Source organism: Nesterenkonia alkaliphila (genome assembly GCF_009758175.1).
Classification (GTDB): Bacteria; Actinomycetota; Actinomycetes; order Actinomycetales; family Micrococcaceae; genus Nesterenkonia; species Nesterenkonia alkaliphila.
The window spans coordinates 1-10,014 of record NZ_WRPM01000058.1; the positions used below are offsets into that span (position 1 = coordinate 1).

Consider the following 10,014-nt stretch of genomic DNA (forward strand, 5'->3'; position numbering starts at 1 on the left):
ATAACCCTGAAATTACACGCTTGAAGGATCATCACTCATACACCACACCACCGGACTTGACCGAATGATGGGCGGGATCGTAATGGGGAAAGAGCTACTCGCACAGGCGCGCCGCAAGAACATCAAGATTCACGCCCCAGTACTGGTGGCAACTATTTTCATGGCGTTCCTGCCCAGCTCCGGTGGAATATCAGGTGCTGCCGTACTTTACTCGGCAACCCCCGGATACCTGCGCGACCTGGTGCCGGAAACCTACGAGGATGCCACGCCATATGCACTACCTCTCACTAACACTGTGTTGCGCGTCGACTACATGCTGCTACTCGCCATCTGCATGCTTCTCGTAGTTGTTCTCGCCATTGCTATGCACCCCAAGAACCCCGAAAAGATGAAGCAGATTGAAGATCAGCTGCTGGATGAGATCGACGCTGGGCGCAGATCTGTAAAGGTACAACGGGAAACACCGGCTCAACGCGCCAATGCCAGTCGCCTCATCATGTATCTATTCGGGACTGTTGGGCTCCTCTACAGCTTGTATATGCTCGGGTCTCAGGGAGTAGAGGCACTGGATCTCAACTCCTTCAACTTCCTGTTTCTCTCGCTCGGGATCCTGCTATGTGCTAACTACGGTCCCGAATACTACGCTGGCCTGATCAAAGACGGAATTTCTGGGACATTTGGGTTTATTCTCCAGTTCCCGTTCTATGCCGGGATATTCGGTCTCATCAGTGCAACTGGATTTGGTGAGCTGATCTCACAAGCTTTCACCACAATATCAACTGCTGAGACTTGGCCGGTCATTGCATTCCTGTACTCGGGTCTTCTCAATATCGCAGTTCCGTCAGGTGGCTCTAAATTTGTCATCGAGGCACCGTATATTATTCCAACGACCACCGACCTTGGTGCAGATATGGGCCTAATACTCCAGGCTTACCAACTAGGTGACGGATTAACAAACCTCCTGATTCCTTTCTTTGCTCTGCCCTACCTTGCAAATTTCCGACTCAAGTTCAGCGAAGTGGTGGGGTACACTGTCCCGGTTGTCGGGCTCCTGCTACTGGTGATATGCGGATACCTATTCGGCATGTCGGTGCTGCTCTGAGACTTTGATTCTAAACATCATCTTTCCTCTCTGCTGTTCAATATATGATCCGTAGTAAATCTGCCACTGAAACCCCGCTCCCCTCGCAGGTACCTACCCGATTAAAGGAAGACATGACTATTTCGACCCACATTCTCGGATGGGCGCATACCAAATTCGGAAAACATCCCGGTCAAGACTTAGAGGGTCTGATGGCCCAAGTCAGCGAAGCAGCGGTCACTCACGCTGGACTGGAACCACAGGATATTGACGCGATCTCGGTCGGAGTCTTCAACAATGGATTCTCCCGCCAGGGATTCGAGGCGGCATTGGTTGGCGCTGGAAGTCCTGCCCTAGCACAGATCCCTGCCACTCGTTACGAGAATGCCTGTGCCACTGGATCGGCTGCACTGCATGGGGCGATTACCCAGATCGAAGCAAGGAGAGCCCGTGCAGTATTGGTGATCGGGGCAGAGACTATGACAAATGCGCCGGGCGCAGAAGCCAATAGCAACCTGCTCTCAGCGTCTCACCGAAAGTCTGAGGAAGCTCTGGGTAGCTTCGCAGGAGTCTTCGCCCAGTTGGCCGATATGTATGCCGAGCGATACGGAGACCCGCGGAAACCCATGGCGAGGGTCGCCGCCAAGAACCACAGAAATGGGGCCACGAACCCTTATGCGCATCTGCGGAAGGATCTTGGCTACGACTTCTGCGCCAAAGAGTCTGATAGGAACCCAACCGTAGTCGGCAGGCTGTTGCGCACTGATTGCTCCATGGTCTCCGACGGCGCTGCCGCCATGGTCCTTAGCTCAGAGGACATTGCTCTCACCAGTCCACGGCCTACGGTGGCAGTGCGTGGTCGCGCTCAAGCTAACGAAAGCCTTGCACTAGCTTCCCGGCAAGACCCGCTTGACTTCGCGGGACCTCGCCGAGCCTTCCACGGGGCTCTCAACGAAGCCGGAATGTCACTGAACGATCTTGACTTTCTCGAAACTCACGACTGCTTCACAATCGCCGAGATGCTCCATTACGAAGCTTTTGGAATCGCCGAACCAGGAGGAGCTGGCCATGTACTCGAGGCAGGTGAGACGGATCGCGATGGCAGACTCCCCGTAAACGTCTCCGGAGGTTTGAAAGCCAAGGGGCACCCCATTGGCGCGACTGGCGTCTCCCAGCACATCATGGCAGCCATGCAACTCACCGGTGAAGCAGGCGACATGCAGTTGAGGCGAGCCAGCCGAGCCGCCGTTTTCAATATGGGCGGCTCGGCTGTTGCCAATTATGCGACTGTTCTAGAATCCACGATCTGAGCGACCATCCGCAGTCTCACCAGTCAGACTCACGGTGGCCAGGGCACGATGACTACCGCAGTTCAGGCGAGCCTTACACGGTGGCCGCAACCCGGGACTTCAGCTCATCGAGCTGCTCGGCGATGGAGGCGGGCAGGGATTCGCCGAAGCTCTCCAACCACTCCTCGATCAGCGGGATCTCCTGTTGCCATTCGGCCGGGTCCACCTTGATCGAGTCCTCTATGTCCTCATCGGTGACGTCCAGGCCGGAGAGGTCCAGGGCCTGCTGGGTGGGGGTGTAACCGATGGGGGTTTCCACGGCCTCGCCGGTGCCTTCGAGTCGCTCCACGATCCACTTCAGCACCCGGGTGTTCTCGGCGAAGCCGGGCCAGGCGAAGCCGCCCTCTCGGTTGCGGCGGAACCAGTTGACCAGGAAGATCTTGGGCAGCTTGTCCTCGGCGGCGGCGCTGGAGACTTCTACCCAGTGCTTGAGGTAGTCCCCGGCGTCGTAGCCGATGAACGGCAGCATAGCCATCGGGTCCCGGCGGACGGTGCCCACTGCACCCTCGGCGGCTGCGGTGGTCTCTGAGCTGAGCGTGGCGCCGTAGAAGATGCCGTGGTTCCAGTCCCGGGCCTCGGCGACCAGCGGGACTGTGGTCTTGCGGCGGCCGCCGAAGAGGATGGCATCCAGCTTGACCCCATTGGGCTCGAAGTACTCCGGAGCCAGCATGTCAGTCTGGTCGATAGGGGTGCAGAACCGGGCGTTGGGGTGGGCCGCCGGGGTCTCGGAGTCCGGGGTCCAGTCATTGCCCTGCCAGTCGATCAGGTGGGACGGGGTCTCCTCGGTCATGCCTTCCCACCAGACTCCGCCGTCATCGGTCAGCGCGCAATTGGTGAAGATGGAGTTGCCCTTGGCAATGGCCCGCATGGCGTTGGCGTTGGTGTGCCAGCCGGTGCCCGGCGCCACCCCGAAGTAGCCAGCCTCGGGGTTGACCACTCGGAACTCGCCCTCGGCGCCGGGACGGATCCAGGTGATGTCATCACCGAGGGTCTCGGCCTTCCAGCCCTCCAGGGTGGGGTCGATCAGCGCCAGGTTGGTCTTACCGCAGGCTGAGGGGAAGGCCGCGGAGACGTAGTAGCTCTTATTCTGCGGGCTGGTGAGTTTCAGGATGAGCATATGCTCGGCCAGCCAGCCCTCGTCCCGGGCCATGACGGAGGCGATCCGCAGCGCGTAGCACTTTTTGCCCAGCAGGGCGTTGCCTCCGTAGCCGGAGCCGTAGGACCAGATCTCCCGGGACTCCGGGAAGTGCACAATGTACTTATCCTCATTGCAGGGCCAGGGCACGTCCTGCTGCCCGGGCTCCAGCGGGGCGCCCACCGAGTGCACGGCAGGCACGAAGAAGGCCTTCTCAGGGGCTGTCTCGGCGAGCTCTTCGATCTTGCGCAGCACATCGGTGCCGATCCGGGCCATGATGCGCATCGAGGCGACCACATAGGCGGAGTCGGTGATCTCCACGCCGAACTTTGGGTCATCGGCCTCAAGGTGCCCCATCACGAAGGGAATCACGTACATGGTGCGCCCGCGCATGGCACCGTTGAACACACCCTTGAGGGTTTTGCGCATCTCCCCCGGCTCCACCCAGTTATTGGTGAAGCCGGCATCGCGCTCATTCTCCGAGCAGATGAAGGTGCGCGACTCCACCCGGGCCACATCGGCAGGATCGGAGAAGGCGGCAAAGCTGTTGGGGAAATCCGGGCTGGTCAGCCGAGTCAGGGTACCGGCTTCGACTAGCTCATCGGTCAGCCGGGTGTACTCCGCCGCTGAGCCGTCCACCCAGTGGATGGCATCAGGGGTGGTGAGCTGGGCGATCTCGGAGACGAAGTCGATCAGCGGCTGATGGGTGGTGGGGGCATCTTCTGCGATGCGGGCTGGGGTTACACCGGGCGCCGTTGCAACGGTGGTCACTGTTTATCCCTCCATTGGGTACAGGTTCTTAGGTCTACTGATCCGCCGGATGGGTGCTGCGAGGCGCGTACTACGCTGTGCGCGCCCGTTGGCCGCAGTGCCCGGTCCGGTTGGAGCAGATAGTGCTAACTGTAACGCGGCCGTGTCACATCCCGGTGAACAACGGCATGAATGTGACCGTTCTCACGCGGTAGCGAGCGGTCCAGCCACATCCAGCCCCGAGGTCAGCACCCACAGAACCAACGGGTGCAACAGATCTTCCTCACAGCCCCGGGCAAGCAGCTTTATGCCCGCCTGCGTGAAGCCATCAGTGATTTCGACGCCCACCTGCGTGCGGCCGCGGGAACGGAGGAGGACCTGACTCGACTCTTCGCCATGGGACCCCGCATTGCTGCTGCCGCCGATGAGTACATCGGCCGGGCGGAATAGCCGCACAGCGCCGACTGCCTCCGCGCCCATTTATGAGACTCAACAGGCTGCGTCGAAACACCCGCACTCCTATCAGTGATAGATTATCTATCGACGATAGGGGATGGAATGGAGACTGCAGGATTGATCATTGCGGCTAAGGCGGGGGCTGCGATTTTCGTGGTGGGCATGTGTTACCTGTTTATCCCGCAGGCGATGGCGGCGAGTTTCGGACTGACTCATCTGCCCCCGCAGCCCGCCACTGCATGGTTGCGGGTCAAGGGAGTGCGCGACGCCGCCACAGGAGTAGTTGCCGCGGTACTTCTGGTTGTCGCAGAGCCTTCTGTGGTCGCCTGGTGCGTGCTGGCCTTCACACTCATCCCGGTCGGCGATGCCATTCTGGTGCTCAGCAATGGGGGCAAGCAGACAGCAGCCTGGGGCATCCATGGCAGCACAGCAGTGCTCATGATGCTCAGCGTCGGGCTGATTCTGGGAGTGTCATGACCGCCTCACCGCGGGAGCGCAGATACCGTCTCAGGGAACAGCAGATCATCGAACAGGCCCGTCAGATAGCCGAGAGCGAAGGGTGGGCCTCGGTGACCACCAGGCGGCTGGCCCAAGAGATCAACCATAGCCAGCCGGTGATCTATCAGCACTTCGACAGCCGGGATCGTATCCTGGCTGCTGTAGTCACTCAGGGATTCCGGGAACTGACCGCCTTGATCCGGGGGGCCGCTTCAGCATCGGGGGACGCATTGGAGCAGCTGTGCTGGTCCTACCTGGATTTCGGCAGGCAGAACCCGGCACTGTATGAGGCGATGTTTACCAAGCCAACCCATCTCAGATTCGCCCACGAGGATACTCCCGAGGAACTGCGGGCGTCTTTCGAGGCACTTACCGGCATCATCCGCCAAGAGACCGCAACGACGAGCAATAACGACGCCGCAGCGCTGACTGAGCTGTTCTGGGCCACCTGTCATGGGCTGACCAGCCTGCATCTGGCCGGGCGCATCCCCGAGACTCACTTGGCGGCCCATGTGCAGAGAACCTGCACGATGATTCGCAGCTGAGCCGGGTCCCCGGCGCCGCGCCCGCGATAGCACGCGACTTCGGGCGTTGGGCGTCAGTCTCCGGCGGCACGCACCAGCAGTTCGGCCAGATCTTTGGGGCGGCTGAACTGGGGCCAATGCCCGGTGGGGAGGTCAATGTAGTTCAGCTCCGCCAGCTTCGGCAGCTCCGTGGTGGGCGGGAGGCCTTCATCAGTCCACTTCTTCAGCTGCGCGGCTGAGTATTCGGTGCACACAGCAGTAGTAGGTATCTGCAGCCTGGCAGGATTCCTCAGGCTCAGCGTGCTCTCAAAGACTGCCGCGGGCACCGGGACCGACTCTGCCCGGAACTGCTCCAGGGCGGCGTCGTCGAGCCCGGCCAGGTCCTCCTCGCTGAAGACGGAGAACTCCGGCAGCTCAATGAGAGCCTCAGCGGGAAGGTCCTCGTCAAGCAGAGGCATGCCATCGGGCAGCGGAAACCCGCCGATCAGCACCAGGCGGCGCACCCTCTCCGGTCTGGCATCAGCAGCGGCGTAGGCCAGACCACATCCGGCTGAATGCCCCACGAGCACCACTGGCTGCTGGGCAGTATCGAGGGCTTTGACCACACTGTCGGTCCACTCCTGCAGTGTGGTTCCCGCTGCGGAGGGAAGCGTTAGGGCATCGGCAGAGTGCCCGGCGGATTCCAGATGAGGAACGACCTGGTCCCAGCTGGAGGCCTGCAGCCAGAGGCCTGGGATGAGCACAAAATGAGACATTGGAGATCCTCCCGCATCAGCGTGTGGTGACAGCCTAGCCGCTGGCCCCGGGGGTGGATACGACTGAGGCTCGGAACCTCGCTGCTTCCGCGTGATTCCGGGCCTCTAGCCTGTTGATAACTCTGTGCGCCCAAAGGGATTCGAACCCCTGACCTTCGGTTCCGTAGACCGACGCTCTATCCAGCTGAGCTATAGGCGCATTATTGATTTGAACCTTGACGACTATACACGCCCATTCGGGAGGCCGGCAAATCCGAAGCGCCCGCCACCGCAGCCTCGGCGTGAACGCCTGCGGGGCCGCCGAAGCTGCCACTGTGGAAGTCACGAAGCCCATGTGACCACGGCCGGGGCCAGGGCGATAGGACTATACAAAAGTGGCGAGGGCGGCGTCGCGCCCGTCGAGCTCCGCCCAGGGTTTAGTCACCGTGAAGACCGCCAGCCCCGCCGGGGGCCAGTGGGTGGCCATCTCCAGGACCGCATGCTCCGCCGAGTCCTGGCTGGCCAGCTGGGTGCTGAGGTCCTGAACACCGGGCATATGCGCCACCACCAGCAGGGTGTGGACCGATTCGGGGGTCTCGTTGATGACCGAGCACAGCACCGACGACGACGCCTGGTACAGCCGCTCATCCAGATAGGGGGTGGGTGCCTTCTCGCCGAGTTCGTGGTTGATCCAGATGCAGGTCTGACGAGTGCGCATGGCGGTGGAGACCACGGTCATCTCCGGCAGATGCTGGGACTGGGCCAGCCAGCGGCCCACCTGCCGGGCCTGGGACGGCCCGCGCTCGGTGAGCGTGCGGGCATGGTCATCCCCGGTGAAGCTGTGCCCGGCCTCAGCGTGCCGCAGGATCAGCAGAGTTTTCATTACGGCCTCATCTGGGTTCTGTGCGGGATGAGTGACAAAGGAGGGGAGGGAAGCGGTGTCAGGAAATACCGCGACCGAGCCGAGTGCAGGCAATCGCCCGCACAGGACTCAGATGGAATACTCGGGGGCGGCCCAGACGGTAACCTCGGGATGCTCGTAGAACCGGTACCCCTGGCCGCGGATGGTGCGCACAGTGTTGGCCAGCCGGCCAAGTTTGGAGCGCAGGCGGCGGATATGCACGTCGATGGTGCGCTCATTGGGCATCTGCTCCACGTCCACGTGGCGCCACAGCCGTTGCAGCAGTTCCTCGCGGCCCACGGTGCGGGAGGAATTGTCCACCAGGTAGTTCAGCAGTTCGAACTCCTTGTAGGTGAGGTTGAGGCCTTCGCCGTCGAGCTGGACCTCGCGGCGGGCGAGGTCGATGAGCACCCCGGAGGAGGAGTGCGCCGGCGGTGCTGCCTGCACCGGAGCGGGCTGGTCGGGGTGAGCCTTGCCGCCCACGGTGGGGTCGCCCAGCGCCTGGCGTACCACCTCCAGGTCGCTGCCCTCGGCCGCGGGAGAGGCCATGGCCATGGCGATGTGCACCTGGGACTCCGGCGCGATGTGCTCCACATAGTCGCGCAGCTCGGTGGCGATCCGATGCAGTGAGGTGCCCTCGGCCTTGGCGGTGTCCTCATCAAGGCCCACGTAGATGACGAACCCCCGGGCCACCACATCCGGGTGGACGATCTGGGTGCCGTTGATGCTGGGGGCCAGCACGGGGATGGGCGCGGTGCGGGGATGACCGTTGCCGTTGGCTGCACCGGCGGCGCTGCCGTTGCGCATCTGGCGGGCCAGCTCAGCCCTTCGGGCGGCGTTTCGCACTGAAACGTGAACGTAGCCTGGGTTTTGGGCCTGACTGAGCGGTGCGGACATAAGTATCGTGAGTCTTCCTGGCTTGTGGCCGGGCGATTGGCCCTCTCAGCATCCCCGTAATATTTGCGAATTGCAAGTAATATAAGCCCGAATATTCCACATACTGGGACGCGCAGGGGGCTGTGTGAGCTACGACACCTACTATTCGGCCAATCCGTACAGCCTGTCGCCAGCATCACCGAGACCTGGGACGATGTACGACTTCTCGTTGAGCCGCTCATCGACGGCCGCTACGAACAGCTCAATGTCCAGCTCGCCCACCTCACGCTCCAGCCGCTGAATGCCCTCCGGGGCGGCCAGCAGGCAGATGCAGGTGATCTTTGCGGCTCCGGCCCGCTGCAGGAACCGGACGGCCTCAGCAAGGGTGCCGCCGGTGGCCAGCATGGGGTCCAGCACAAAGACCTGCCGCCCGGTGAGGTCATCTGGCAGACGCTCGGCATAGGTGACGATGTTCAGCGTCTCCTCATCGCGGGCCATGCCCAAAAAGCCGACCTCCGCAGTGGGGATCATGGCAGTCATCCCGTCCAGCATGCCCAGCCCGGCGCGCAGGATCGGCACCACCAGCGGCTTGGGCCCGGCCAGAGTGGTCCCGGTCATCGGCGCTACCGGAGTCTGGATCTGCAGATCCTCGGTAGGCATGGAGCTGGAAGCCTCATAGGCCAGCAGCGAGACCAGCTCGCGGGTCAGATCCCGGAACGTATTGGAGGTGGTCTCCACCCGGCGCAGCTGGGTCAGCTTATGGTCGATCAGCGGGTGCGAGACGGCATGTGTGCGCATGGGATCAAACTACCAAGGAAGAGGTCGCAGTAGTGTGTCACAGGTGAGCTTCTCTCCCCGGGACCCGCAGACCCAGCACCGGATGATGGGCCGCTGCCTCCAGCTGGCCACCCAGGCGCCGGCTTCCGGTGATGTGCCGGTGGGCGGCGTCGTCGTCAGTGCCGACGGGGTGGTGCTGGGCGAGGGGTTCAATACCAGAGAGCGCGACGCCGCCCCCTCCGGTCATGCCGAACTGAACGCCCTGGCGGCCGCCGCGGCTGCGATGGGCAGCTGGCGGCTGGACGGCTGCTCTCTGTTTGTGACCCTGGAGCCGTGCACGATGTGCGCCGGGGCGATCAGCCAGACCCGGATCGCCACAGTGGTCTTCGGCGCCTGGGATAAGAAGGCCGGGGCGGCGGGCAGTGTGTTCGACGTGCTGCGCGAACCGCGGCTGAACCACTGGGTGGAGATTCAGCCGGGGGTGCGGGCCGAGGAGTGCGGGCAGCTGCTCAAGGAGTTCTTCGCCGGCCGCCGGGAGGGCACCGCCTGATCCCTGCGAAGGACTCCGCAGCCGATGAGGCTCAGGAAGAGCCCGCCGAGACCGGCTCCGCGGTGGAGGCTGCCCGTCGGAATGACGAGGCTTCATGACCTGGTTCGTCCTCATCGGCCTGGGGTTCTCCGTCTTCCTTGTGCTGGCAAGGTCGGGCAGACCGGCACAGCGATCACCGGGGCCTCCGCGGGAGATCCCTTTCGAGTTCTCCCTGGTGCACCGGGGCCAGCCGCGCAAGCTGACCGCTGTGGCCGACGTGGACATCTCCCCCCGGTGACGCACTGGTCGTCGAGGCGGCCCTGCCCCAGCCGGATGAAAGTGGCTCTTCGTGTTTGAGGGTGTAGTGCCTGGCTGCGTGGCGGTGCGTGGATAGAGGTCGAGGC

Annotated in this window: 12 protein-coding genes and 1 tRNA gene; 7 read left to right on the forward strand and 6 right to left on the reverse strand. The window is 62.5% G+C overall.

Features of this window, described 5'->3' with window-relative positions; genetic code table 11:
- Positions 1 to 64: 64 nt before the first annotated feature.
- Positions 65 to 1,102 (forward strand): TIGR00366 family protein, encoded by a 1,038-nt coding sequence (locus tag GNZ21_RS07990; RefSeq protein WP_229659627.1) that lies wholly within the window; start codon positions 65 to 67, stop codon positions 1,100 to 1,102.
- Between the two features lie 113 nt (positions 1,103 to 1,215).
- Positions 1,216 to 2,391: a thiolase domain-containing protein gene (locus GNZ21_RS07995; protein WP_157323108.1), complete on the forward strand. Its 1,176-nt coding sequence runs from the start codon at positions 1,216 to 1,218 to the stop codon at positions 2,389 to 2,391.
- A gap of 73 nt (positions 2,392 to 2,464) precedes the next feature.
- Here GNZ21_RS07995 and GNZ21_RS08000 read toward each other — a convergent pair whose 3' ends face one another.
- Complete coding sequence (locus GNZ21_RS08000) at positions 2,465 to 4,336, reverse strand: phosphoenolpyruvate carboxykinase (GTP) (RefSeq protein WP_229659626.1); 1,872 nt, start codon at positions 4,334 to 4,336, stop codon at positions 2,465 to 2,467.
- Between the two features lie 246 nt (positions 4,337 to 4,582).
- On the opposite strand from GNZ21_RS08000, the gene GNZ21_RS08005 reads away from it, so the two are divergent.
- From GNZ21_RS08005 to GNZ21_RS08015, 3 genes are all read left to right on the forward strand, one after another.
- Complete coding sequence (locus GNZ21_RS08005) at positions 4,583 to 4,765, forward strand: hypothetical protein (RefSeq protein ID WP_157323110.1); 183 nt, start codon at positions 4,583 to 4,585, stop codon at positions 4,763 to 4,765.
- 108 nt (positions 4,766 to 4,873) lie between these two features.
- A complete protein-coding gene (locus GNZ21_RS08010; RefSeq protein ID WP_157323112.1) occupies positions 4,874 to 5,248 on the forward strand; it encodes a DUF4267 domain-containing protein in 375 nt (124 codons plus the stop codon).
- Entirely contained in the window at positions 5,245 to 5,814 is a 570-nt protein-coding gene (locus GNZ21_RS08015; RefSeq protein ID WP_157323114.1) for a TetR/AcrR family transcriptional regulator, read from the forward strand. The genes GNZ21_RS08010 and GNZ21_RS08015 overlap by 4 nt, the downstream gene beginning before the upstream one ends.
- A gap of 53 nt (positions 5,815 to 5,867) precedes the next feature.
- Here the strand turns inward: GNZ21_RS08015 and GNZ21_RS08020 are convergent, their stop codons facing one another.
- From GNZ21_RS08020 to upp, 5 genes are all read right to left on the reverse strand, one after another.
- Positions 5,868 to 6,548, reverse strand: coding sequence for an alpha/beta fold hydrolase (locus GNZ21_RS08020; RefSeq protein ID WP_157323116.1), 681 nt, complete (start codon positions 6,546 to 6,548; stop codon positions 5,868 to 5,870).
- A 125-nt stretch (positions 6,549 to 6,673) separates the two neighbouring features.
- Positions 6,674 to 6,747: transfer RNA gene (locus tag GNZ21_RS08025), tRNA-Arg, on the reverse strand.
- A gap of 165 nt (positions 6,748 to 6,912) precedes the next feature.
- Positions 6,913 to 7,410 (reverse strand): SixA phosphatase family protein, encoded by a 498-nt coding sequence (locus GNZ21_RS08030; RefSeq protein ID WP_157323118.1) that lies wholly within the window; start codon positions 7,408 to 7,410, stop codon positions 6,913 to 6,915.
- Positions 7,411 to 7,518: 108 nt separating this feature from the next.
- The gene (locus tag GNZ21_RS08035) at positions 7,519 to 8,325 is read right to left on the reverse strand and encodes a winged helix-turn-helix domain-containing protein (RefSeq protein WP_157323120.1); all 807 of its coding nucleotides are present in this window, start codon (positions 8,323 to 8,325) and stop codon (positions 7,519 to 7,521) included.
- 141 nt (positions 8,326 to 8,466) lie between these two features.
- Positions 8,467 to 9,102, reverse strand: coding sequence for a uracil phosphoribosyltransferase (gene upp, locus GNZ21_RS08040; protein WP_157323122.1), 636 nt, complete (start codon positions 9,100 to 9,102; stop codon positions 8,467 to 8,469).
- Between the two features lie 43 nt (positions 9,103 to 9,145).
- Between upp and tadA the strand changes: the two genes are divergently transcribed.
- Complete coding sequence (tadA, locus tag GNZ21_RS08045) at positions 9,146 to 9,631, forward strand: tRNA adenosine(34) deaminase TadA (RefSeq protein WP_331250820.1); 486 nt, start codon at positions 9,146 to 9,148, stop codon at positions 9,629 to 9,631.
- Positions 9,632 to 9,725: 94 nt separating this feature from the next.
- On the forward strand, positions 9,726 to 9,908 hold the full coding sequence (locus GNZ21_RS08050) for a hypothetical protein (protein WP_157323124.1): 183 nt from the start codon (positions 9,726 to 9,728) through the stop codon (positions 9,906 to 9,908).
- The last annotated feature ends 106 nt before the right edge of the window (positions 9,909 to 10,014 follow it).

Bases quoted from the DNA above. Each gene is read 5' to 3' on its own strand.
- GNZ21_RS08020 (WP_157323116.1), bottom strand. From the start codon at position 6,548: ATGTCTCATTTTGTGCTCATCCCAGGCCTCTGGCTGCAGGCCTCCAGC.
- GNZ21_RS08010 (WP_157323112.1), top strand. From the start codon at position 4,874: ATGGAGACTGCAGGATTGATCATTGCGGCTAAGGCGGGGGCTGCGATT.
- GNZ21_RS07995 (WP_157323108.1), top strand. From the start codon at position 1,216: ATGACTATTTCGACCCACATTCTCGGATGGGCGCATACCAAATTCGGA.
- GNZ21_RS08050 (WP_157323124.1), top strand. From the start codon at position 9,726: ATGACCTGGTTCGTCCTCATCGGCCTGGGGTTCTCCGTCTTCCTTGTG.
- upp (WP_157323122.1), bottom strand. From the start codon at position 9,102: ATGCGCACACATGCCGTCTCGCACCCGCTGATCGACCATAAGCTGACC.
- GNZ21_RS08030 (WP_157323118.1), bottom strand. From the start codon at position 7,410: ATGAAAACTCTGCTGATCCTGCGGCACGCTGAGGCCGGGCACAGCTTC.
- GNZ21_RS08035 (WP_157323120.1), bottom strand. From the start codon at position 8,325: ATGTCCGCACCGCTCAGTCAGGCCCAAAACCCAGGCTACGTTCACGTT.
- GNZ21_RS07990 (WP_229659627.1), top strand. From the start codon at position 65: ATGATGGGCGGGATCGTAATGGGGAAAGAGCTACTCGCACAGGCGCGC.
- GNZ21_RS08015 (WP_157323114.1), top strand. From the start codon at position 5,245: ATGACCGCCTCACCGCGGGAGCGCAGATACCGTCTCAGGGAACAGCAG.